Genomic DNA, 22151 nt, shown 5'->3' with positions numbered 1-22151 from the left:
GGCCATCACACCTCGGCTCGTCATGTTCGACCGCTGCGAAAGGGCGTAAGTGGCAGCCGCAAGAACCGCAACCCGAAGCGGGACGAAGACAGCGACCGCAGCCGGCGAGCCGGCCGACGAGGCAGCCACCGGCGCGGCCAAGCCCGAGGCGCGCAAGACCGCTCCCAAGGCGGCCGGCGCGAAGAAGGCCCCGGCGAAGAAGGCTCCGGCCAAGAAACCCACCACCAAGGGTGCCAAGACCGAAGACGGCGAATCGGAAGACGGCCCCGGCGAGATCGACGAAGCCGACCTCGAAACCCCGGATCTGTCCGACCTCGAAGAGGTCGAGGTGGACGTCGTCGACGCGACGGTCACCGAGGAGACGGAAGAGGACGCCGAGTCCGAGGAGGACGTCGAAGAGACGCCCCCGCGCGCACGTCGCACGAACGCCGACAAGAACGCCGGAAAGACCTCCGACAACCCGGACTTCGTCTGGGACGAGGAGGAGTCCGAGGCGCTGCGCCAGGCCCGCAAGGACGCCGAGCTCACCGCTTCGGCGGACTCGGTCCGCGCGTATCTGAAGCAGATCGGCAAGGTCGCCCTGCTGAACGCCGAGGAGGAGGTGGAGCTCGCCAAGCGCATCGAGGCCGGGCTCTACGCCGCCGAGCGCGTCCGCAACGCCGAGGAGGAGGGCGAGAAGCTCGTCACCCAGATGCGGCGCGACCTCAAGTGGATCGTGCGCGACGGTGAACGGGCGAAGAACCACCTCCTGGAGGCGAACCTCCGGCTCGTGGTTTCGCTGGCCAAGCGCTACACCGGTCGCGGCATGGCGTTCCTGGACCTGATCCAGGAGGGCAACCTCGGTCTGATCCGCGCGGTCGAGAAGTTCGACTACACCAAGGGCTACAAGTTCTCCACGTACGCCACCTGGTGGATCCGTCAGGCGATCACCCGCGCGATGGCCGACCAGGCCCGCACCATCCGTATCCCGGTGCACATGGTCGAGGTCATCAACAAGCTCGGCCGTATACAGCGTGAACTCCTGCAGGACCTCGGTCGCGAGCCCACCCCCGAAGAGCTCGCGAAGGAAATGGACATCTCCCCGGAGAAGGTCCTCGAGATCCAGCAGTACGCCCGTGAGCCGATCTCGCTCGACCAGACCATCGGTGACGAAGGTGACTCGCAGCTCGGTGACTTCATCGAGGACTCCGAGGCCGTCGTCGCGGTCGACGCGGTGTCGTTCACGTTGCTGCAGGACCAGCTCCAGTCGGTGCTGCAGACGCTGTCCGAGCGTGAGGCGGGTGTGGTGCGGCTACGGTTCGGCCTCACCGACGGCCAGCCGCGCACGCTCGACGAGATCGGCCAGGTGTACGGGGTGACCCGTGAGCGCATCCGGCAGATCGAGTCGAAGACGATGTCGAAGCTGCGTCACCCGTCGCGTTCGCAGGTGCTGCGCGACTACCTGGACTAGATTTCAGGCTCACGAAAGACCCCGTCGCCCTTGGGTGACGGGGTCTTTCGCGTTTAGTCCTCTAGTTGCGGTAGTTGCGTACGCAAGGACCGCAACTAGAGGACTAAACGCGAAAGGGAGGGGCGTCAGGGCCTGCCGGTGAGCGTGGTCCACGGGACGTGCACGGTCACCCGCTCCCGGAGCTGCTCGTTCATCAGCCACAGCTCCCCCGTCGCCGGCCAGTACGACAGGTTCTGCGAGTTCACCGGTGCCTTCCCGCTCAGCCGGGACGTCGACGTGCCGCCGACACCGCCATGCAGGCACGACGGATGGTCGCCGGGCACCCCGGCGTACTCCGGGCAGACGCCGGTCATCACGAAATATCCGTTACGCGACACCGCTCCCTGCATCCCCCAGACCGGTGACAGGAAGCCTTCCTTCGCGTGCACGGTGCCGTCGGCCGACATCTTCGGCAGGCCGGTCGCGCGGTCGAACGGCCAGCGCAGCACCCGGCTCCCGGCTCCATTGGACACGTGCTCGGAGGTAACGATCGAGCTGTCACTGTGGTCGAAGGACATCGTCGAAAGACACGGACGCGGCCCCGTCGCGGTGGTGCAGGTACCGCCACCGGGGTACCAGAACGCGCCGATCTGCGGCATCGCGTAGTCGTAGAAGGCCGCGTGGTACTTGCCGCCCGGGCCCTTCCCGACGACGCCGGAGCTGTCGTCGACCTTCCAGAAGTGGCGCGTGTCGAACACTCGCACCACTCCCCCGGTGGTCGCGACGAACAGCCGGTTCCCGATCCAGGTCATCCCGTGCCCGTGCCCCTGCACGACGGCGAAATTGTCGTTCGACGTCGGCTCCACGAGCAGCACGTGCCGGTAGCCGAGCCCGGAAGCGTCCACAAAGGACAGGCGGACCATGGTGTCGCCCGGGGTGTGCCAGGACGTCGCCACGACCCGTTTGCCGCCGACCTTCCCGGTCGCCGCGTCGGCGTCACCGGAGCCGGTCAGGCCCTGCGGGATCCAGTCGTTGGTCTTGTCGTCATTGGCGTTCTCCCAGCAGAAGCCCGCCGGTTTCAGCGCCGCGGCGAGGTAGGTGCCGTGGCACAGCGGCCGCGCCGACCGGTTCGCCGTCGAAAGGATTTCCGGGAGCCCGCGTGGTGGGAGTTTCGTCTCCAGCGCGGCGATGCGGGCGGCGTAAGTGTCGAAGGTCGTACCCGGCGTCCAGCGATAGCCGTCGACCGTGGCCGCGTCCATCCTCGGGAAGGTCGCCGCGGCGGAGGCGACCCCGGGGATGAGCGCGAACACCAGGAGGAGCGAAGCGAGCAGTCCCAGCCTCTTCATACCGGGGAGGCTCCCGGTGACCCGCATACATTCGATACAAACCGGTTCAGGACACCGAAAGTCCGCGCTCCGCCAGGGATTCCTCGATACGCAGCCGTTCGATCCCGCGGTCGAACCCCTCCGGCAGCGTGTCCAGCCGGTGCGCGACCTCGACCTCCTGACAGGCCTGGACGAGCAGCGCGTCGTACGCCTGGCGAGTGCCGTGCCGTCGGACGGCCGAAGCTCCGGACGGGAGGTCGGCCAGCAGCCGGTGCACCCGCCGGAGATCGGCGGCGAGTTGCTCGATGGGCGGCCCGGCCGGGACCTCGGGCTCACGACGGCGTCGCCACCAGCGCAGCACCGCCGGAACTTTCAGCGCGCACCAGAAAAGAACCGTCGGCGCCACGGCGACGGCGGTGTACAACGCGACAGGCCCGGTTGCCACACCTGGAGGGTAATCCCGCGCGGAGGGGGAGGAGAAGCCTCGAATCCGGCTATATTCGCGACTGTGCTGACCGAGAGCTACCGCTACCCGGACGCCGGCGACCACGTCACCGGGATGTTCATCCGACGGCACGAACCCTACGACGGCTATTGGACGGCCAGCGAAGATCGCGCCCTCGGCAAAGTCGCCGAGCAGCTCACGGCGGGCCTCGGCGCGCGCGACGAGCTCAAGGCGCTCGACGCCGGCTGCGGCGAGGGGCGCCTGCTCGACTGGCTCTCCCGGTTCTCCGCCGTCATCACCGCCGCGGACCCCGACCCGGACCGCCTCGCCACGGCCCGCCGGAACGCGCTGAAGGACACCGAAGTCACCTTCACCGTCTCGCCGATCACCGAACTCGACGGTGGCCCGTACGACCTCGTGGTGTGCAGCCACGTCATCCAGCACGTGCCGACCTCGGACGTCGCGCCGATCCTGCGACGCCTGGCCGAGGTCACCGCGCCGGGCGGCACGCTCGTGCTGGCCTACAGCCGGTCGCCGATCGGGCAGGGCAAGTACAGCCTGGACAGCGTCGAGGCCGACGGCGAGGTCCGCTCCCGCCGCGTCGGCCGCGAAGAGTTCGACAAAGCGCTGCGCGACGGCGACGGACCGGCACTCCCGATCCGCTATCTCGATCCCGAAGAGGTCACCGCGGACGCCGCGGAAGCGGGCTGGCGGACGGCCTGGGAGTGGACCTACCACGTCCTCGAGGACCTCGGCCCCGCCGACGAGCACATCGACCGCGACGAACTGGTCAACGCCTCCGGCCCGCTGCGTCGCCATCTCGGGCGGGACCTGGTCGCCCTGCTGCGCCGCGAGGACGCATGACCGCACTGCTCCTCACCTTCGCCTGGGCGGTCCCCTTGTCCGAGCGAGAGGCGGAGAAGGTCCTGGACGGCGGCCGGGACCGGGGTCTGCTGACCCATCTCGACGGCGACCTCGGCAAGGAGTGGGCCGCCGCGGAAGGCTTCCTCGCCAGCTACACGACCCCGCCGCGAAGACGGGTGCTGCGCAAACGCACCGGCGGTTCACGGCTGTCGATCTGTGTCGGCGCGGTCAGCCTGCCGTGCGAACTCGTCGTCACCTGGCACCCGGCCTACCACGCGATGACGCTGATCCTCGCCACCACGATCACCAACGCCGACCCCGATCGCCAGGCCACCGAGTTCGACCTCGCCATCGCCGTCCTGCAGAGCCTTCAGGGCCGCGAGACCGCGAACGGGCAGAGCGGACTGCACGGCCGCTACGGCGAGAAGTCCTTTTCCTCGCTCCTCAAAGCCGTCACCCATGTCTTCGAGGACCTGACCAAGGGCTGCGAGCTGTCCGAGGGGCTGAGCCGTAAAGGCTGGTGCGTCGAACTTCGGTCGCACGACGGACATCCACCCGCGCAACGGGTCGCGGCCGATCCCCGGCCGTTCTACGGGATGGCGACCAGCGACGAGGGCTGGCGGTTCGTGCCCCGCGAGGTCGCCCGCGACGCGCTCGGACCATCCTGGGGCACGCGCTCCTTCGTCGCCGCCTACACGATGGCCGGCGGGATCATCTGCCTCAACAGCAAGGATTCCGACTACATCGAGCACCAGGGCGAGCTGATGCGCGGCCCGTTCGGCGAGGACGAGCCGTACTTCGGCATCGACAGCGCCGTCGGCGGGCTCGACCACGGGATGCTCTTCATCCTCGAACGGGTCCTGATCCGGATGGCGCTCGCCGACCAATGGCTGCGCAACGCCCAGCGCGAAATGAAAGCACTGAAAACCAAGAAGAAGGCAGCGACCCGCACCCGCCTGCTCCGCGGCTCGCTCGACGACATCCTCGAAATGCTCCATTCGGTACTCCCGCCCGAGGTCGACCTGCTGGAGCGGCGTCTGGTCACCAGCATGGGCGTGGAGCGGATCGTGGCCCAGCTCGACCGCCAGGCCGAGGCGATGGACGAGGAGACCCGGTATTCCTACGAGAACACGGTGAGCGCGCGGGTCACGCGGCTCACCGTGGTCACCGTCGTGCTGACGGTCGTCACCATCGTTCTCGGGGTCATGCAGGTCCTCGTGTCACTCTGACCCGCTGCGGCGCTGCTTGCGCGCACGCTCGCCGAACAGCACCGCCGCCCCCGCGGCCACCATCAGCGCGCTCGCGACGATGTGCATCCCCGGCGGGAGCAGGTGAAGCTGGACGAACCAGCTCGGGTTGCTGCTCCCCAGCAGCCGGTTGATCAGCCCGCCGCCGCCCTGCACCAGCAGCAGAATCCCCAGTAGCTCGATCATCGTCGCGCTCCTTCCGAAATACGGTCGTCGTCCTTGTGGTCGTCGTGGGGCGTGAACTGCTGCCACAGCGGGCCGGTGGCGAACCAGATGGCCGTCACGACCCCCAGCCGCGGCAGCCAGCCCCACAGCGCCGCGACCTGCTCGGTGTCGCCGACCATGACGATCAGCACGAGCAGCACCCCGGCGGCGATCGCGCTCGCGAGCACGCACTTCCCCCAGTCGCGCCATTCGGCGCGGGCCTTCTCCCGGCCCCTCGGCTTGGGCGGCGGAGGCGGCCCGCCCGCGAACCGGTGCGCGAACCGCACATCGGCCCACCGGATCATCGACGGCCCGAACGCCACGCTGAAGCCCAGGTACACGGCGGCGAGGCCGTGCACGAAGGTCGCCTTGGCGCCGCCTTGCAGGTCGAGGACCGTCGCGACCAGCACCACGATGTCGATCACCGGGGTGAGAGCCAGCAGTACGGTGCTCGTCCGCTTCAGCCGGAGCAGGTAGCGGGCCAGCAGGCCGGCGCCGATGGCGACCCAGAAGCCGATCTCCCCGCCGGCGATCACGGCCGCCATCGGGTTTTCCGCGATGAAGTCCCAGATCTTGTTCACGGTTCGAGTCTCGCCCGCGGCACCGCCGGTCCGCGTCGGTGAACAGATCTAGATCATCGTCATCAGTTAGGAGGACCCGTCCCGCGTCCCGGTGTGCTGGGATGGACCGGTGCCCCCGTTGGTCCCGCGCCTGAGCCATCTTCCCCAGTGGAAGCAGGACCTCGTCATCGCCGCCGGCACCTGGATCGCCGGCGCCCTGGTCTACCTGAGCGGGATGCAGGTCCTGCTCAACGGCCCGGACACGACACCGCTGTGGATCCGGCTGACCGAGCTGACCGTGCTGTGCTCGCTGGAGATGCTGCGCCGCAAGGTGCCGCTGGCGGTGCTCTGCGCGCTGGCCGTGGTCATCGTGGACATCGTGGCGATCAGTCCCTCGCTGCCGATCCTCGTCGTCTTCACCGACTTCCTCTACGCCACGACGCTCTACGGTTCGCGGCGCACCAGCCGGACGATGATCGGCATCGCCGCGATCGGGACGCTCGCGGTGGTCTGCCTGGCGCTCATCCTCTCGTCGGAATGGCGGACGGCGATCGTGGTCGCGTTCGCGCTGCTGCCGTTCCTGGTCACCCCGGTGTGGTGGGCGACGAACGTGCGGCAGCAGCGGGACATCGCCGAGAACGAACGGGCGAACGCGATGCAGGTCGCCACGATCGGCCAGCTGGACCGCAAGGCCGCCGTGGCCGGGGAGCGCTCGAAGATGGCGCGGGACCTGCACGACGTCATCGCCGGGCACCTCTCCGCGATCGCGATCCAGTCCGAAGCGGCGTTGTCGATGGCGAACGCCGACCCGAAACTGTCCAGGAAGGTGCTGGAATCGGTGCGGGAGAACAGTGTCAGCGCACTGGAGGAGATGCGCGCGATGATCGGGCTACTGCGCGGGGATCCGTCCACAGGGGACTCCGAGATCGAGCCGACCGCGCCCGCCCGGCTGGCCGAACTGTCCAAACTGGTCGAATCGGCGCGGGCGAGCGGGCTGGACGTCGAGGTCCGCTCCACTGTGGACGAAGCCCCTCCCCTGCCCGCCGCCGTCGATCTGACCGCGTACCGGATCGCGCAGGAAGCGCTCACGAACGCGGCCAAACACGCCCCCGGCGGGCGGGCGGTCCTCGACATCCGCCGCCGCGGCGGCATACTCACCGTCGAAGTGCGCAATGATCTTCAGCCGGGTTCCCCCGACGGCAACGGGACCGGTCTCGGCTTGCTGAACATGCGGGAACGGGCCGCCGCCGTGGGCGGTGTGCTCGCGGCCGGACCGTCCGGCGGCGGCTGGCTGGTCCGCGCGGAACTGCCTCTGGAGGGGTCTTGAGCGACGGGAACATCAAGGTGCTGGTCGCCGACGACCACGGTGCGATCCGCGCCGGGCTGATGATGATCCTCGGCAACGCCGAGGGCATCGAGGTGGTCGGCGAGGCCGCGGACGGCGCCACCGCCGTCCGTCAGGCGAGGGCGCTGAGGCCGGACGTCGTGCTGATGGACGTCCGGATGCCCGGCGTCGACGGCATCGCCGCCACGCGGGAACTGACCGCCGAGGGACTGTGCGAAGTCCTCGTGCTGACCACCTTCGACCTCGACGAATACGTGCACGCGGCGCTGCGGGCGGGCGCGGCCGGATTCCTGCTGAAATCGGTGGAGGCCTCGCGGCTCATCGAGGCGGTGAAACTGGTCGCGGCGGGCGAAGGAGTACTCGCGCCGCAGGTCACGCGGAAGCTCATCGCCGCGTTCGCCTCGGGCACCCGGGAACCGGTCGCCGTCCCGGACGGCCTCGGCGACCTGACCGAACGCGAGCGAGACGTGCTGGCCTGCCTCGGCGGCGGCCTGTCGAACGCGCAGATCGGCACGAGGCTGCACATCGGCGAGACGACGGTGAAGACGCACGTTTCCCGGGTGCTGACGAAACTGGGGCTGAGGTCCCGGGTACAGGCGGCGATCCTGGCGCAGGAGAACGGCATCGTCCTGGAGAGCTGAAGGCGGCCCCGGCGCGAACCAATGCCGCGCCGCCACCGGGGCCCTGGGTCGCCTTCGGCTCTCACTGTTCTGCGAGGTGGGCGGCGATCTTCTAGCGTGACCGTTCATGCGGCGAACTCTGGACGTGGACGAGGTCCTGAAGCGACAGGACTCGGGCGAGCTGAAACGCCGCCTGCGCGGTCGTGACCTGATCGGTTTCGGCGTCGGCATCATCATCGGCACCGGGATCTTCACCCTCGCCGGCGTCGAGGCGAAGTCCCACGCGGGCCCGTCGGTGACGCTGTCGTTCGTGCTCGGCGCCGTCGTGGCCGGGCTGGCCGCGCTCTGCTACGCCGAACTGGCCTCCAGTGTGCCGACGGCCGGGAGTGCCTACACCTACGCCTTCGCCACTCTCGGGGAGACGTTCGCCTGGATCATCGGCTGGGACCTGCTGCTCGAGTTCGCCCTCGGCGCGGCCGTGGTGTCCCGCGGCTGGTCCGGCTATCTCGCGAACCTGATGGGACTTTCGCCCGACTGGTTCGGGGAGGACGCGAAAGTGAACATCGGCGCGGTCGCGATCATCGCCGTGCTGACCGTGATCGCCGTCATCGGGATCAAGGAGTCGGCGCGGGTGACGAACGTGCTCGTGCTGGTGAAGGTCGCGGTGTGCGTGCTGATCCTCGCGGTCGGCGTCTTCTTCATCCGCGCCGAGAACCTCACTCCGTTCATTCCGCCCGCCCAGCCGCCGACGGAGACCGCGAACGCGCTGCATCAACCGATCGTGCAAGCCGTACTCGGGCTGGAACAGTCCGTCTACGGTATCGCCGGGATGGTCACCGCCGCCGCGGTCGTCTTCTTCGCCTACACCGGTTTCGAAGCACTCGCCAACCTCGGCGAGGAGACCATGAACCCGAAACGCGACCTGCGGGTCGGCATTCTCGGCGCGCTCGGTGTCTGTGCCCTGCTCTATATCAGCGTCTCGCTGGTGCTGACCGGGATGGTGCCGTTCGCCGAGATCGACTCGGGCGCCCCGCTCGCCGACGCCTTCGACCGGGTCGGGCAGCACTGGGTGGGCGCGCTGATCTCGCTCGGCGCGGTCACCGGGCTGACGTCGGTGATGATGGTGGAACTGGTGACGATCGGGCGGATCGGCTTCGCGATGGGCCGCGACGGCCTGCTGCCGAAGAAGTTCGGCACGACGCACCCGCGCTGGGGAACCCCGCACCGGATGACCATCGCCGGTGCCGTGCTGATCGCGCTGCTCGCCGCCTTCATCCCGATCTCCGAACTCGCCGACATGGTCAGCATCGGCGCGCTCTCGGCGATGATCATCGTCGCGGTGGCCGTCCCGGTGCTGCGGAAACGCCGCCCGGACCTGGAGCGCCCGTTCACCGTGCCGTTCTCGCCCTACCTGCCGATCGCGGCGGCGCTGGCGTGCCTGTACCTGATGCTCAACCTCGACGTGATGACCTGGCTGCGGTTCGCCGCGTGGCTGGCGCTCGGCCTGCTGATCTACGTCTTCTACGGGCGCAAGCACTCCCGCTTCGCGAAGCCGGCCGAGGACACTAACTCCACAGACCGGCCGTCTTGATCGCGGCGTCGGCGGCCTCGGCCTCACCGACGTCCACCACGACCAGCATCCGGCTCAGCGCCGCGGCCACCCATTCCACTGGCTGGTCGTGTAAACCGTTGTCCCCCAAGGACGCGTAACCGTCCATAAGGGACACCAGGGTTCCTTCGACGCCGATCCGCATCCCGGTCACCAGGACGAAATGTCCTGTCGACGGGCGCCACCGTGACGACCACAGCGGCGGAACTCCGGTGTCGAGGTAGTCGAGCAGCGCGCGCACCGGGGTGTCGTGCGCGCCGAATTCGGCCGGGTCCACGTCGGCGATCAGCGCGACACGCGGTAGATGCCACAGCGCGGCCAGGAGCATGAACAGCGACTGCGGCGCCCAGTTCCCGGTGGCGGGCACCGCGGCGAGCCGTCCGCCCGAGAGCGTCTCGATCGCGCGCGCCAGCCCTTCCGGCGTCGTCCCGGCACCCGGCTCCGACACCGGCAGGGCCAGGCGATAGTCCACACGGGACTCTTCACCCGCCGGAAGTTCCGGCACTTCAGGGAGAACCGTGCCCGCCAAGGCCGCGACCTCGTCCTGATCGGCGACGTCGAAACCCGCTGCGCGCAGGGCCGCCAAGGCCGTGAAAGGGCCGGCGAGCCCGTCCTTCTGCGGCAGTTCGGGCCGCGCCACCGCGACGAGGTGCTCGCCGCCGGGCAGCCAGCGATGACCGGAGAGACCGGTGCGGTCGTCGTCGATTCCGCTGGACATCAGCTCTCGAACGTCCACGACTGCATGATGAACGGTCCTTCGTTCGAGGCCCCGGCCGACGCGTAGGTCGCCAGCGCGGCGGAATTGTCCGGTTCGACGCCGACCCACATACCGGTGCAGCCCCGTTCCCGCGCGATCGTGGCCAGCGCGTCGACCAGGTCGCGGCCGATCCCGCGCCGCTGGTAGTCCGGGCTGACGTCGAGTTCGTTGAGGAACATCTCGGTGCCCTTGTCCGGATGCGTCACCTCGGTGCCGGTGATCATCCCCGCCGGGACCCCGTCCTCGTACGCGATCAGCAGGTGGTTCTCCTCCCCCACGAGGAATTTCTCGGACGCGCTCCTCTGCGCGGGGCCGTCGAACAGGTGCTCGGCGGCGACGACCTCTTCGACGGTGCCGGCCCGTCGGATGTCGGTCACGTGCCCTCCCGGTTCTGGTAGCGGCTAGTAACGCCACAGGTGCTCGGCGATGATCTCTTCGGTGCTGCGGTCGGCGGCCCACGCGGCGTCCGAGGCCCGGACGGCGCGGAAGGCGCCCAGGAGTTCGTTCCCGAGCGCGCCCGCCACCCGGGGCGACGCGAGCAGGGCCGCGTCCTGCCCGGCCGGGTCCTCCGGCAGGCGGACGATGCCCCGGCTCTCCCGTTCGCCCTCGGTCCAGCCTCCCGGATCGGTATCGACCGGCTCCGGCGGCACCAAGGCGTCCTCGATCCCGGCCATCCCCGCGGCCAGGACGGCCGTGAGCGCGAGGTACGGGTTGGCGGAGGCGTCGGAGGTCTTGAGCTCGACGTTCGCGTGCGCGTCACCGAGCATCGTCGTCGCGGGCACGTACCGAAGCGGCGCTTCGCGGTTCTCCACGCCCCAGAAGACGTAGGCGCCCGCGAAGTAGCCGGGACGCAGCCGCATCGTGGACGGGACGCTGGGCGCGGTGACGGCGGTCAGCGCGGGCAGGTCCCGCAGCAGGCCGGCCAGGTACGCGGCGCCCTCCGGCCCCGGGAGGCCGTCGCCCGCGAGCAGGTTGCGGCCCTTGCGGCGGACCGAGGTGTGCAGATGCCAGCCGTTGCCCGCCGTCTCCAGCCCGACCATCGGCGCGAAGCTCACGACGAGCCCGTGGGCGTGCGCGGCGGCGTGGATGGTCTGACGCGCCAGCAACTGGTCGTCGGCGGCGGAGACCGGGTCGGTGGCCGGCAGCGAGAGTTCGATCTGCGCGAGGCCGTACTCGGCGTGCAGCTGGCCGATGTCGAGGCCGTTGGCGGCGAAGTCGTGCAGCAGGGACGCGATGAAACCGTCCAGCGGGACCAGCGCGTGCGGGCTGTAGGCCGGCCCCCGGTGCCCTGGCGAGCCGACGATGCCGGGACTCCCGGCCGGTGCGACGGCGAATTCCAGCTCGTAGCCTGCCTTGAACTCCAGCCCGCGCTCCGCGGCGACCTCGACCTGCCGCTCCAGGACCCCGCGCTGGCAGTACGGCCAGGGCGAGCCGTCGGCGGCGACCTGCCGTCCGGGGGCCCAGGCGAGCGCCGGCTGGCCGACGAGCCGCCGCAGCCGCTCGATCACCGGAATCAGCCGGACGTCGCCCGACGGCGTCGCCAGGCCCGCGTGCGCGAACGTGATCGCGTCGTGGCTGTCGAAGACCGCGAAGAGCGCCGTGACGCCGACACCTCGGCTCGCCGCGTTCGCCAGCCCGGCGATCGGGATGATCCGGGACCGCGGGATGCCGTTGTTGTCCGCCCAGGCCAGGTGGACACCGCTCACCCCGGTCGCGGCCAGATCCTTCGCCGCCGCCGATGCCGCCTTCGTCATGGCCCCGGTCCTCCTGCTCGCCCCGATCCGGTCAGTATCCCGTTCGGAGGGGCCCTGGGCCATCGGGTTACGCCGGCGGTTCGGCCACGGTCCGGTCGCGGGGCTCGGGCGAGCGCAGCGCCACCCCGGCGACGACGGCCAGCGTGCCGATCGCCTCGGGCAGTGTCGGGACCTGCTTCAGCCAGAGGAAGCCGATCACCCCGGCGGTGACCGGCAGCAGGGCGAGCAGCAGCGCGAACCGTGCCTGCCCGGCCTTGCGCAGGACGACCTGGTCAAGCGCGTAGGGCACGACGGTCGCGAGCACGCCCACCCCGATGCCCAGGAGCAGCAGCCGTGGCGAACCCCACACCGCGCCGGTGCCGAACGCCAGCGGCGACAGCACCACGGTCCCCACGACGAACCCGACGGCCAGCGCGTCGATCCCGTTGCCGCCGGCCGCGACCCGCTTCCCGAGCAGGATGTACCCGGCCCAGGTCGCCGCCGCGCCCAGCGCGAAGAGCACGCCGAGCACGCTGCCTTCGAGCCGGACGTCGGCGATCGTGACCACCCCGGCCACCACCAGCAGGAGCGCGAGGACGTCGCGGCGGGTGCGCGAGCCGAACGCCGCGACCAGAACAGGCCCGGCGAACTCGAGTGCGACGGCCGTGCCGAGCGGCAACCGGGCGAGCGCCTCGTAGAACAGGACGTTCATCCCGGCGGTGACGATGCCGAAGGTGGCGGCGAGCAGCAACGCGCGCCCGGTCCACGCCGAGCGGGGTGGCCGCCGCCACGCCAGCAGCACGACCGCGGCCCCGAGGCACCGGAGCCATGCCACCCCCGCGGGGGAGGCGACCGAAAAGAGACCTACGGCGACGGCCGCACCGGCGTACATGGAAATTCCGCTGAGAACGAACAAGATCGGAGCCGGGACGCTCGAAAGGCGATTCCGGAGGACTGCGCTACCCACCTTCGCATGGTGCCTGACATGGGAAAAGACGGTTTCGGCGGGCGTCATCTCCTACGTTGCGTGATTACGCTACGACATACGAGGTAATTACCAGTGACAAATGAGACACCCGCTCGGGAACACTTGCGGGCCGCCAAACGTCTGGAAGAGTGGAAGCACGAACACGGCGGGGCCGGAAACGAGCGTTTCCGGCATCAGTGCCGAAGTGGTCGTAGCTGGATCGATGGCACCGGGTCACCGGTGCCGGGACGGAGGGAGACTCCAATGACTTCACCGACGCTCACCCGCCCCGAACTGACCGCTGCCGACCGATGCGACCGGTGTGGAGCTGCAGCCCAGGTTCGAGCCATCCTCAGCACCGGTGGCGAGTTGCTCTTCTGTGGTCACCACGCCCGCGCACACGAAACGAAGCTCAAAGAACTGTCTGCGGACATTCAGCGGTAACCCACCAGTACACGACCACCCGGCGGCCGGCTGCTCCCCATGGAGCGAGCCGGCCGCCCTGTTTTTTGCCAGCGAATCAGTCCGTGAAGGACTCCTTGAGGGACTCTGAGTCCCTCAAGGAGTCCTTCACGGACTTGAAACGAGCCTGGCAAATACATACATACTGCGTGTATGTTTCTGGCATGACGACGAGCGACCTCCTGGGCGAGGTGCACGAGGCAGACCTCGGCAGCGCCCGCATCCGCTACCACGACCGCGGCGAAGGACCTCCCGTGGTCTTCGTGCACGGCCTGCTGACCAACGGCCTGCTCTGGCGGAAGGTGGCCCCCACCGTCGCCGAGGCGGGCTTCCGGTGCCTGACCCCGGACTGGCCGCTCGGCTCGCACGAGATCCCGGCCCCCGGCGCCGACCTGAGCCCGCCCGGCGTCGCGGCGCTGATCGCGCGGTTCCTGGAGGTGCTGGACCTGACCGACGTCACCGTGGTCGCGAACGACACCGGCGGCGCGCTCACGCAGCTGCTCATGACCACGTCCCCGGAGCGGATCGGCCGCGTCGTGCTGACGCCGTCGGACTCCTTCGAACGGTTCCTGCCGCCGATCTTCGCGGGGTTGCCCGTGCTCGCCCGGATCCCGGGCGGCGTCTGGACGGTCGTGCAGGCGCTGCGCTCACAGCTGCTGCTGAAGAGCACGAACTTCGCCTGGGCGGTGAAGCATCCTGTCCCCCGGCACATCCTCGACGCGTATCTGCTGCCCAGCAGGCGGAATCCGGAGATCCGCGAGGACCTGCGCCGGTTCATGGCGGGGATCGACAAGCGGTACACGCTGACCGCCGCCGAACGGCTGCCCGCGTTCGAGAAGCCCGTGCTGCTGACCTGGGCGCCCGAAGACCGGCATTTCCCGCTGTGGCTGGGCCAGAAGCTCGCTGGAGTGCTTCCGAACTCCGAACTGAAGACGATCGACGACTCCTACACCTTCGTGCCGGAGGACCAGCCGGAGCTGCTGAGCGCCATGGTGGTGGAATTCATGCGTGCCCACGCCACGACGTAGCCAGACCGAGCGATCGCAGTCGACGCAGACCGCCCTGATCACGGCGGCGCGGACGCTGTTCGCCGAGCAGGGCTACGCCGCCGTCCCCGCCGATGAGATCGTCCGGGCGGCCGGCGTCACCCGTGGCGCGCTGTATCACCACTTCGGCGACAAACAGGGCCTGTTCCGGGCCGTGATCGAGCAGCTCGAAACGGAGATCACCGAGGAGATCACCGCCGTCGTCGAGGCGGCGGACGACCCGTGGACGGCCGCGATCGCGGCGCTGACCCGGTTCCTCGACCTGTGCGTGCGGCCCGACGTGGTGCGGATCTCCCTCACCGACGCGCTCTCCGTCCTCGGCTGGCAGGAGTGGCGCGAACTCGAGCAGCGGTACGGGCTGGGGCTGATCACCGAAATCCTCGAAGCCGCCGCCGCGGACGGGCGCCTGATCGCGGTGCCGATCCCGGAACTCGCGCAGCTGGTACTGAGCGCGTGCGGGGAGGCGGCGCTGATGATCGCGCACGCCGAAGACCCTGAGGCGGCGAAGGTGAAGTCGCTGCAGGCGCTGGTGGGCCTGCTCTCGGGCCTCGTGAAAGACTCGACAGTGTCATGAAAGGGTCTTTCAGGACATTTTTCGTCCTGAAAGACCCTTTCATGACATACCCGGACCGTGGCCCTAAACCGTATCCAAGATCATCTCGAAGGCGGCCTCCGCCGCCCCCAGCAACTTCACGTCCGCACCCAGCGCCGAACTCACGATCTGAGTCCCGCCGACGGCCCGGCTGACCAGGCTCCGGCGGCGCACCTCGTTCGCCACCGACCGCACGACCGACTCGGGCAGCACGGTGAGCAGGTCTCCCAGCACGACCAGCTGCGGGCCGAGCAGGTTGACCACGTTCACCAGGCCGAGGGTGAGCCACTCGGCGAACTCCGAGAGCCGTTCCTCGGCCGCGTGCGGGTCGCGGGCCAGTTCACGCAGTTCGAACAGGATCGCCCCGCGCGGGGTGTCTTCGGGCAGGTCGAGCGCACGGCACAGGGCAGCCTCGCCGACCTCGGTCTCCCAGCAGCCGCTGCTGCCGCAGTAGCAGGGACGCCCGCCCGGCCGGATCGCCATATGCCCGATCTCGCCGACGTACCCGGAGCCGCCGCGCAGCGACGAGCCGTCCGCGATGATCCCTCCCCCGACCCCGACGTCGGCGGAGACGTACACGGCGTCGGACGAGCCGCGGGCGGCACCGCGCAGGTGTTCCGCGATGGCGCCGAGTTCGGCGTCGTTGCCGACCAGGATGGGAACGCGCAGCACACTGCCGAGCCGTTCCCCGAGCGCCACGTCGGTCCAGCGCAGGTTGGGGGCCTCGTGCACGTACCCGTCGCCCCTGCGGACGACACCGGGCACCGAGACTCCCACGGCGATCGGCTGCACGCCGAGGTCGCCAGCCAGCATGGTGGTCGACTCGATCACATGCGTGATCACCTCGTCGGCCTCCCGCATCCGGCCGCGGAGGTTCCAGCTGTTGCGCCCGAGGATCTGGCCACCGAACCCGACCAGCGCGATCGCCACGTGTTCGACCTGGAGGTCGACCGCGAGCACCACCGCCGCGTGCGGCTGCGGCAGGACCAGGAGCGAGGGGCGGCCCGCCCCTCGTCCCGGCCTGGGGACCCGCTCCTCGACGACGCCCGCTTCGGCGAGCCCGTCGACGAGGGTCTTGATGGTGCTGCGGTTGAGCCCCAGCTCGGTGGCCAAGGTCGCCCGGGTGCTCGGGCCGCTGACGTGCAGCAACCTGAGCAAGGTCGTGCGATTGTGCCTGCGCACCTCGTCTGGTCGTGCAACGGGTGTGCTGGTCACGGTCTTCATCATTCCATGCGGACTCAGCGCGGCGACGCAGCCGCGCGGCGCCGGGACAGCGCGTCCACCGTGGCCGCGAGCAAAAGCACGAGACCGGTGACGATATTGACCACCGCGGCGGACTGTTTCAGCAGGCCGAGCGCGTTTTCGACGACCGCGAGCACCAGACCGCCGATGACCGCGTCGACCACCCGGCCCTTACCGCCGAAGAGTGACGTGCCACCGATGACCGCGGCACCGACCGCGAACAGCAGCGTGTTGAGGCCACCGGCCTGCGGGTCGACCGAACCGACCTTCGACGAGTAGACGATCGCGCCGATCGCGGCCACCGCCGAGCAGATGACGAACACGCTGGCCCGGATCTTCTCGACGTTGATACCGGCACGGCGGGCCGCTTCGCGGTTGCCACCGACGGCGTAGATGTGGCGGCCGTACTGCGTGCGGTTGAGCACGTAGGTCCCGAGCACCAGCAGGGCGAGCACGATCGGCACGACGTACGGGACGCCGGTGATCACGATGTTCGGGTTCGGCGCGCGGTTCAGCGTCAGCAGGTAGGTCGCCACCGCGGCGACCACGGCGATCGCGCCGACCTTGAACAGCACCATCGGCGTCGGCTGGGTGACGAGCCCGCGTTTGAGCCGCGAGAAATGCTGGCCCAGGGACACGGCGGCGAAACCACCGGCCGTCACCAAGAAGAGGATCCAGCTGCCCAAAACGGACAGATTGCCGTTGGCGACCTGGAACAGCACGTCGGAGGTGCTGATGCCGAGCGTGCCGCCCTCACCGATGAACTGGAGGATGACACCTTGCCAGGCAAGGAAGAGCGCGAGCGTCACGACGAAGGACGGCATGCCGATCTTCGAGACCAGGAATCCGGTGAGCACACCGATCGCGCCACCGACGCTGATCGCGAGCACGATCTCGATCCACGGGTTGGCGGCCGCGCCGGACAACACCAGCGCGATGGCGAGCACGGCGAACCCGACGCCCGCCCAGATCCGCAGGATCACGCCCAGCAGACCGGCGATCACGAGCACCACGAGGAACGCGATGAACACGCCGTTCCCCATGCCGCCCAACAGGTTTCCGTTGCGCACGTAGTGCATGGCGAGCACGGCGGCGGTGACACCGGACGCGGTACCCGCGGACAGGTCGATCTCGCCGAGCAGCAGCACGAACACGATGCCCATCGCGATGATCGCCTTGCCGGCGCCCTGCGCCATCAGGTTCGCGATGTTGTTCATCGTCAGGAAGGTGTCCGACAGCGAAGCGAACACGATCACCAGGACGAGCAGGCCGAGCAGCGCCGGGAGCGAACCCAGCTGGCCTGCCTTGAGCCGGGAGAAGTAGTCGCCGATCGCCTCGCCCGTTGACATCGATGTCGTATCGATGCCGAAGTCTGTGATGGCCGCCGACGGGTTGAGCGCGGCGGCCGCCGACTTGCCCCCCTCCGGCGAGGCGGGCTTTGCAGGAGTCTCAGTCATTTCCGGTTCTTTCTCTCCACTCACAGGACGGCGGCTTCGGGGCGGGCAAGGCCGAGGTCGCCGGAGCGGCCGGCGGTGATCAGTTCCACGACCTGGCCGTGGGTCACGTCCTTGGTGTGCACTTCGGCGACGAGGCGGCCGAGGTAGAGCACCGCGATCCGGTCGGCGACCTCGAACACGTCGGCCATGTTGTGGCTGATCAGCACCACACCCAGGCCCTGTTCGGCCAGGCGGCGGACGAGGTCGAGCACCTGGCGGGTCTGCGCGACACCGAGCGCGGCGGTCGGCTCGTCGAGCAGGACCACCTTGGAGTCCCAGAGCACGGACTTGGCGATGGCGACGGTCTGCCGCTGTCCACCCGAGAGAGCGGAAACCGGCGTGCGGACGGATTTCACGGTGCGGACCGAAAGCGAGGCGAGCGTCTCGCGGGCGGCCTTCTCCATGCTGGCCTCATCGAGCAGCCATTTACTGCCGCGTTCCCGGCCGAGGAACATGTTCTGCACGATGTCGAGGTTCTCCGCCAGGGCGAGGTCCTGGTAGACGACCTCGATCCCCAGATCCGCGGCGTCACGCGGGCCGTGGATGTTCACCGGCTTGCCCTGGAACTTCACCGTGCCCGAGTCGTAGCCGTGGATCCCGGCGATCGACTTGACCAGCGTGGACTTGCCGGCACCGTTGTCGCCGACCAGCGCGGTGACCTCACCGGCCCGCACATCGAAGTCCACGTCGTGGAGGACGTGGACCGGTCCGAAGCTCTTGTTGAGCTGCCTCAGTTCGAGGATGGGTTCACTCATGGGGGTTTCTCGAATTCTCCCGGCTGGGTACCGGGCCGGGGCGCGTTGTCGGGAAACACGCCCCGGCCCGGTTGTCTGGTGTTTACAGGGTCAGGAGATACCGAGCGTCGCGCAGGCCGCCGCCAGGTCGCCGCCACAGATCTCGGTGGCCTTGACGTAGCCCTGCGTCACGACCTCCTTGACACCTTCCTTGGTGGTCAGCTTCGGCTCGAGGAGGATGGACTTGACCTCGCGGTTGCCCTTCGGGTCCTTCGCCTTGCCGGTGGCCAGCGCGTCGGCGCCCGCCTTGTCGCCCTTCGCCAGCAGAACGGCGAGCTTCGCGGCGGCCTCGGCCTCTTCCTTGATCGGCTTGAACACGGTCATGTACTGGTCGCCGCGCAGGATGGCCATGAGGCCGTCCGCGGTGGCGTCCTGGCCGGTGACCGGGACCTTGCCGTTGAGGCCGTTCTTCTTCAGCACGGTGATGACCGCGCCGGCCAGGCCGTCGTTCGCGGCGACGACGCCGTCGACCTTGCCCTTGTTGTCGGTCAGGATCTGCTCGAAGGTCTGGCCGCCCTTCTGGTTGTCCCAGTTGTCGATGGCCTGTTCGCGCACGAGCTTCAGGTCGTTGCTGGCGAACTTCGGCTGAAGAACGGACTTCTGGCCGTTGGCGAACAGCGTCGCGTTGTTGTCGGTCGGGGCACCCTCGATCATGACGACCTCGGCGCCCTTCTTGTCCTTCAGCGCGTCGGCGAGACCCTGGCCCTGCAGCTGGCCGACCTTCTCGTTGTCGAACGAGACGTAGTAGTCGGAGCTGCCGCCGAGGTTCAGGCGGTCGTAGTCGATCGTCGGGATACCCGCGGCCTGCGCCTTGCGGGCCACCGCGCCGCCGACCTCACCGTTGATGGCGGCGATGATCAGGACCTTGACGTTCTGCGCGATCATGCCGTCGGCCAGCGTGGAGAACTTCTGGACGTCACCCTGGGCGTTCTGGACGTCGGCGTCGAAGCCCGCGTCCTTGAGCGCCTTGGTCAGGAACGGCTTGTCGAAGGCCTCCCACCGCGCGGAGGTGGCGGTCTCCGGCAGGATGACGCCGACCTTGCCACCGGCGGCGGCGCCGCCCGGAGCGGGCGCGGACTGCGAGGAATTGCTGCTCCCGGAGTCCGCGGTGTTGGCGCCACAAGCCGAGAGCACCAGGCCGGCGCCCACTGTCGTGGCGAGGAGGGTAAGGGTTCTGCTGCGCATCCTCGAACCTTTCCGAATCTTGCTCGCGGGCGGCGATCCTGGAGGACCGGTCGCACTCGTCGCGCATATGTTGTGGGCGACAACATATGCCGCCGAAAGGGTTTCGGGGAAGATGGCTGAATCGATTAAGCCGCATCAAATGGACACGGTTTGGCAACGTGGCCGTAGCAAGACGTACGAAGTCTAGATCCGCTGACGGTGTGACCGCCACCACTTACGCTGGGTGATTCCCTCGCCTGGGACCGGATGCTATGAACGACTCGTTCCTTGCAAATTCTGCAAGGAACGAGTCGTTCATAGCGTTTGGACTGGTACTTACCAGGTACGCAGGGTGACGATCCGCTCTTCGAGCTGCTCGACCGTCGCCATCGCGGTCGGCGGGCCGCCGCAGATCCGGCGCAGCTCGTTGTGGATCGCGCCGTGCGGCTTCCGCGTCCGGTGGTGATGCACGCCCACCAGCGCGTTCAGCTCCTTGCGCAGGCTGCCGAGGCGTTCGCTGACCGACTGCGGCCGCGCGACGGGCGCCTGCTCTTCGGCCTTGGGCTTGCGCCGCTTCTCGTCGGAGATCTGCTCTTCCTGCCGCTTGCGCAGCAGCGCGCGGACCTGGTCCGGTTCGAGCAGTCCGGGGAGCCCGAGGTACTCCTGCTCCTCGTCGGAACCGGAGAACACCGCGGTGCCGAACGAGTTGCCGTCGTAGATGACCTGGTCGAGCTCGGCGGAGGCACCCAGCGAGGTGAACGCCTTCTCCTCCTCGCCCGGTTCGTCCTCGGTGCGGTTGGCCTGGGCCAGGAGTTCGTCGTCCCAGCCCTCCTTCTCGCGGTGCGGCTTGCCGAGGACGTGGTCGCGCTGGGCCTCCAGCTCACTGGCCAGTTCCAGCAGCACCGGCACGCTGGGCAGGAAGACCGAAGCCGTCTCGCCGGGCTTGCGCGAACGCACGTACCGGCCGATGGCCTGGGCGAAGAACAGCGGGGTCGACGCGCTCGTGGCGTAGACGCCGACAGCAAGGCGCGGGACGTCGACGCCCTCGGACACCATCCGGACCGCCACCAGCCAGCGATCGGTCGAGTCGGAGAACTCCTTGATCCGCCCGGACGCCTTCGGGTCGTCGGAGAGGACGACCGTCGGGTTCTGGCCGGAGATGCGCTCCAGGATCTTGGCGTAGGCGCGCGCCGACTCCTGGTCGGTGGCGATCACCAGCCCGCCGGCGTCGGGGATGCCGTTGGCGCGCAGCTGCGCGAGGCGGGTGTCGGCCGCTTGGAGCACCGCCGGGACCCACTCGCCCGACGGGTCGAGCGCCGTACGCCAGGCCCGCGCGTTCTGCTCGGCCGTCAGCGGCTCGCCGAGCCGCGCGGTGAACTCCTCCCCCGCGCTGGTGCGCCAGGAGGCCTCACCGGAGTAGGCCAGGAAGACGACCGGCCGGACCACGCCGTCGGCGAGCGCGTCGGCGTAACCGTAGGAATGGTCGGACTTGCTGCGCTGGAACCCCGAGCCGTCGGGCTCGTAGCTGACGAACGGGATCTGCGAGTCGTCACTGCGGAACGGGGTCCCGGTCAGTGAGAGCCGCCGCACGGCGGGAGTGAAGGCCTCGCGGATCGCGTCGCCCCACGACTTCGCGTCACCGCCGTGGTGGATCTCGTCGAGGATGACCAGCGTCTTGCGGTTCTCGGTGCGCACGCGGTGCAGCGTCGGATGCGCGGCGACCTGTGCGTAGGTCAGTGCGACGCCGTTGTAGTCCCGCGACGTGGCACCCGCGCCGTTGCGGAAGTTCGAGTCGATCGCGATCCCCGCGGCCGCCGCCGCGGCGGCCCACTGGTGCTTCAAGTGCTCGGTGGGGGCGACGATGGTGATCGCTTCGATCGTGCGGTCGCTCAGCAGCTCCGCGGCGATCCGCAGGCCGAAAACCGTCTTCCCCGCGCCTGGGGTCGCGACCGCGAGAAAGTCCTTCGGTCCCGTCGTCAGGTACTTCGTCAGCGCGCGGCGCTGCCAGGCACGCAGTGGCCGGGCGGTGCTGTCCTGCGCCGCGGGAGGCGCGCCCAGCCTGCCCCGATTGCGTTCAACCGTTTCCGACATTCCGGCCACCTCCTCCCTCACCCAAAAAGCCTGTTCACCGCTGTCCGACAAGCAAAAACCCCCACTTTGGTACCCGGCTGCGACGCCGGCGCCTGAGGTGAGGGCACTGAAGGGAGCTTACCCGCCGGGTCCGTGGAACGCCGGAAGCGCCACCCCCGT

Annotated in this window: 22 protein-coding genes; 9 read left to right on the top strand and 13 right to left on the bottom strand. The window is 69.1% G+C overall.

The window, feature by feature from the left end; translation table 11 throughout:
• The first annotated feature begins 49 nt into the window (after window positions 1-49).
• Entirely contained in the window at window positions 50-1450 is a 1401-nt protein-coding gene (locus tag ACLJRL_RS04600; RefSeq protein WP_410654714.1) for an RNA polymerase sigma factor, read from the top strand.
• 125 nt (window positions 1451-1575) lie between these two features.
• Here ACLJRL_RS04600 and ACLJRL_RS04595 read toward each other — a convergent pair whose 3' ends face one another.
• Window positions 1576-2775, bottom strand: a complete 1200-nt coding sequence (locus ACLJRL_RS04595; protein ID WP_410654713.1) for a hypothetical protein — start codon at window positions 2773-2775, stop codon at window positions 1576-1578.
• Between the two features lie 46 nt (window positions 2776-2821).
• Complete coding sequence (locus tag ACLJRL_RS04590) at window positions 2822-3199, bottom strand: hypothetical protein (RefSeq protein WP_410654712.1); 378 nt, start codon at window positions 3197-3199, stop codon at window positions 2822-2824.
• Between the two features lie 63 nt (window positions 3200-3262).
• Between ACLJRL_RS04590 and ACLJRL_RS04585 the strand changes: the two genes are divergently transcribed.
• The gene (locus ACLJRL_RS04585) at window positions 3263-4063 is read left to right on the top strand and encodes a class I SAM-dependent methyltransferase (RefSeq protein WP_410654711.1); all 801 of its coding nucleotides are present in this window, start codon (window positions 3263-3265) and stop codon (window positions 4061-4063) included.
• Window positions 4060-5292 (top strand): hypothetical protein, encoded by a 1233-nt coding sequence (locus tag ACLJRL_RS04580; RefSeq protein ID WP_410654710.1) that lies wholly within the window; start codon window positions 4060-4062, stop codon window positions 5290-5292. Before ACLJRL_RS04585 ends, ACLJRL_RS04580 begins: the two co-directional genes overlap by 4 nt.
• Here ACLJRL_RS04580 and ACLJRL_RS04575 read toward each other — a convergent pair.
• Both ACLJRL_RS04575 and ACLJRL_RS04570 read right to left on the bottom strand, forming a co-directional pair.
• A complete protein-coding gene (locus ACLJRL_RS04575) occupies window positions 5284-5496 on the bottom strand; it encodes a hypothetical protein (protein WP_410654709.1) in 213 nt (70 codons plus the stop codon). The genes ACLJRL_RS04580 and ACLJRL_RS04575 overlap by 9 nt on opposite strands.
• Window positions 5493-6095, bottom strand: a complete 603-nt coding sequence (locus ACLJRL_RS04570; protein ID WP_410654708.1) for a hypothetical protein — start codon at window positions 6093-6095, stop codon at window positions 5493-5495. Before ACLJRL_RS04570 ends, ACLJRL_RS04575 begins: the two co-directional genes overlap by 4 nt.
• A 109-nt stretch (window positions 6096-6204) precedes the next feature.
• On the opposite strand from ACLJRL_RS04570, the gene ACLJRL_RS04565 reads away from it, so the two are divergent.
• The 3 genes from ACLJRL_RS04565 (at window position 6205) to ACLJRL_RS04555 (ending at window position 9630) form a co-directional block, all read left to right on the top strand.
• Window positions 6205-7401, top strand: coding sequence for a sensor histidine kinase (locus ACLJRL_RS04565; protein ID WP_410654707.1), 1197 nt, complete (start codon window positions 6205-6207; stop codon window positions 7399-7401).
• The gene (locus ACLJRL_RS04560; protein WP_410654706.1) at window positions 7398-8060 is read left to right on the top strand and encodes a response regulator; all 663 of its coding nucleotides are present in this window, start codon (window positions 7398-7400) and stop codon (window positions 8058-8060) included. The genes ACLJRL_RS04565 and ACLJRL_RS04560 overlap by 4 nt, the downstream gene beginning before the upstream one ends.
• Window positions 8061-8184: 124 nt before the next feature.
• Window positions 8185-9630: an APC family permease gene (locus ACLJRL_RS04555; RefSeq protein WP_410655160.1), complete on the top strand. Its 1446-nt coding sequence runs from the start codon at window positions 8185-8187 to the stop codon at window positions 9628-9630.
• Here the strand turns inward: ACLJRL_RS04555 and ACLJRL_RS04550 are convergent.
• The 4 genes from ACLJRL_RS04550 to ACLJRL_RS04535 all read right to left on the bottom strand — a co-directional run bounded on the left by ACLJRL_RS04550 (window position 9605) and on the right by ACLJRL_RS04535 (window position 13030).
• Window positions 9605-10366: a DUF6885 family protein gene (locus ACLJRL_RS04550; protein ID WP_410655159.1), complete on the bottom strand. Its 762-nt coding sequence runs from the start codon at window positions 10364-10366 to the stop codon at window positions 9605-9607. The genes ACLJRL_RS04555 and ACLJRL_RS04550 overlap by 26 nt on opposite strands.
• A complete protein-coding gene (locus ACLJRL_RS04545) occupies window positions 10366-10782 on the bottom strand; it encodes a GNAT family N-acetyltransferase (RefSeq protein ID WP_410654705.1) in 417 nt (138 codons plus the stop codon). The genes ACLJRL_RS04550 and ACLJRL_RS04545 overlap by 1 nt, the downstream gene beginning before the upstream one ends.
• A gap of 24 nt (window positions 10783-10806) precedes the next feature.
• On the bottom strand, window positions 10807-12159 hold the full coding sequence (locus tag ACLJRL_RS04540) for a glutamine synthetase (protein WP_410654704.1): 1353 nt from the start codon (window positions 12157-12159) through the stop codon (window positions 10807-10809).
• Between the two features lie 67 nt (window positions 12160-12226).
• Complete coding sequence (locus ACLJRL_RS04535; RefSeq protein WP_410654703.1) at window positions 12227-13030, bottom strand: EamA family transporter; 804 nt, start codon at window positions 13028-13030, stop codon at window positions 12227-12229.
• Between the two features lie 339 nt (window positions 13031-13369).
• Here ACLJRL_RS04535 and ACLJRL_RS04530 point away from each other — a divergent pair, with 339 nt between their 5' ends.
• The 3 genes from ACLJRL_RS04530 (at window position 13370) to ACLJRL_RS04520 (ending at window position 15187) form a co-directional block, all read left to right on the top strand.
• Window positions 13370-13549: a hypothetical protein gene (locus tag ACLJRL_RS04530; protein ID WP_410654702.1), complete on the top strand. Its 180-nt coding sequence runs from the start codon at window positions 13370-13372 to the stop codon at window positions 13547-13549.
• Window positions 13550-13731: 182 nt separating this feature from the next.
• Window positions 13732-14595, top strand: a complete 864-nt coding sequence (locus tag ACLJRL_RS04525; protein ID WP_410654701.1) for an alpha/beta fold hydrolase — start codon at window positions 13732-13734, stop codon at window positions 14593-14595.
• Window positions 14576-15187: a TetR/AcrR family transcriptional regulator gene (locus ACLJRL_RS04520; protein ID WP_410654700.1), complete on the top strand. Its 612-nt coding sequence runs from the start codon at window positions 14576-14578 to the stop codon at window positions 15185-15187. Before ACLJRL_RS04525 ends, ACLJRL_RS04520 begins: the two co-directional genes overlap by 20 nt.
• A 63-nt stretch (window positions 15188-15250) precedes the next feature.
• On the opposite strand, the gene ACLJRL_RS04515 is transcribed toward ACLJRL_RS04520, so the two are convergent.
• The 5 genes from ACLJRL_RS04515 to ACLJRL_RS04495 form a co-directional block, all read right to left on the bottom strand.
• Window positions 15251-16432: an ROK family protein gene (locus ACLJRL_RS04515; protein ID WP_410654699.1), complete on the bottom strand. Its 1182-nt coding sequence runs from the start codon at window positions 16430-16432 to the stop codon at window positions 15251-15253.
• Between the two features lie 11 nt (window positions 16433-16443).
• Entirely contained in the window at window positions 16444-17904 is a 1461-nt protein-coding gene (locus ACLJRL_RS04510; protein ID WP_410654698.1) for a sugar ABC transporter permease, read from the bottom strand.
• 20 nt (window positions 17905-17924) lie between these two features.
• Window positions 17925-18698, bottom strand: a complete 774-nt coding sequence (locus ACLJRL_RS04505; RefSeq protein WP_181773403.1) for an ATP-binding cassette domain-containing protein — start codon at window positions 18696-18698, stop codon at window positions 17925-17927.
• Window positions 18699-18788: 90 nt separating this feature from the next.
• Window positions 18789-19922, bottom strand: coding sequence for a sugar ABC transporter substrate-binding protein (locus ACLJRL_RS04500; RefSeq protein WP_410654697.1), 1134 nt, complete (start codon window positions 19920-19922; stop codon window positions 18789-18791).
• 315 nt (window positions 19923-20237) lie between these two features.
• The gene (locus ACLJRL_RS04495) at window positions 20238-21992 is read right to left on the bottom strand and encodes a DEAD/DEAH box helicase (RefSeq protein ID WP_410654696.1); all 1755 of its coding nucleotides are present in this window, start codon (window positions 21990-21992) and stop codon (window positions 20238-20240) included.
• Window positions 21993-22151: the final 159 nt, after the last annotated feature.

This window comes from Amycolatopsis sp. lyj-112 (assembly GCF_046549055.1).
Taxonomy (GTDB): Bacteria; Actinomycetota; Actinomycetes; order Mycobacteriales; family Pseudonocardiaceae; genus Amycolatopsis.
This window is presented reverse-complemented; position numbering and strand designations above follow the sequence as displayed.

Excerpts from the sequence above, each read along its gene's own strand:
- ACLJRL_RS04595 (WP_410654713.1), bottom strand. The coding sequence starts at position 2,775 with ATGAAGAGGCTGGGACTGCTCGCTTCGCTCCTCCTGGTGTTCGCGCTC.
- ACLJRL_RS04580 (WP_410654710.1), top strand. The coding sequence starts at position 4,060 with ATGACCGCACTGCTCCTCACCTTCGCCTGGGCGGTCCCCTTGTCCGAG.
- ACLJRL_RS04575 (WP_410654709.1), bottom strand. The coding sequence starts at position 5,496 with ATGATCGAGCTACTGGGGATTCTGCTGCTGGTGCAGGGCGGCGGCGGG.
- ACLJRL_RS04550 (WP_410655159.1), bottom strand. The coding sequence starts at position 10,366 with ATGTCCAGCGGAATCGACGACGACCGCACCGGTCTCTCCGGTCATCGC.
- ACLJRL_RS04540 (WP_410654704.1), bottom strand. The coding sequence starts at position 12,159 with ATGACGAAGGCGGCATCGGCGGCGGCGAAGGATCTGGCCGCGACCGGG.
- ACLJRL_RS04535 (WP_410654703.1), bottom strand. The coding sequence starts at position 13,030 with ATGTACGCCGGTGCGGCCGTCGCCGTAGGTCTCTTTTCGGTCGCCTCC.
- ACLJRL_RS04530 (WP_410654702.1), top strand. The coding sequence starts at position 13,370 with ATGACTTCACCGACGCTCACCCGCCCCGAACTGACCGCTGCCGACCGA.
- ACLJRL_RS04525 (WP_410654701.1), top strand. The coding sequence starts at position 13,732 with ATGACGACGAGCGACCTCCTGGGCGAGGTGCACGAGGCAGACCTCGGC.
- ACLJRL_RS04515 (WP_410654699.1), bottom strand. The coding sequence starts at position 16,432 with ATGATGAAGACCGTGACCAGCACACCCGTTGCACGACCAGACGAGGTG.
- ACLJRL_RS04510 (WP_410654698.1), bottom strand. The coding sequence starts at position 17,904 with ATGACTGAGACTCCTGCAAAGCCCGCCTCGCCGGAGGGGGGCAAGTCG.
- ACLJRL_RS04505 (WP_181773403.1), bottom strand. The coding sequence starts at position 18,698 with ATGAGTGAACCCATCCTCGAACTGAGGCAGCTCAACAAGAGCTTCGGA.
- ACLJRL_RS04500 (WP_410654697.1), bottom strand. The coding sequence starts at position 19,922 with ATGCGCAGCAGAACCCTTACCCTCCTCGCCACGACAGTGGGCGCCGGC.
- ACLJRL_RS04495 (WP_410654696.1), bottom strand. The coding sequence starts at position 21,992 with ATGTCGGAAACGGTTGAACGCAATCGGGGCAGGCTGGGCGCGCCTCCC.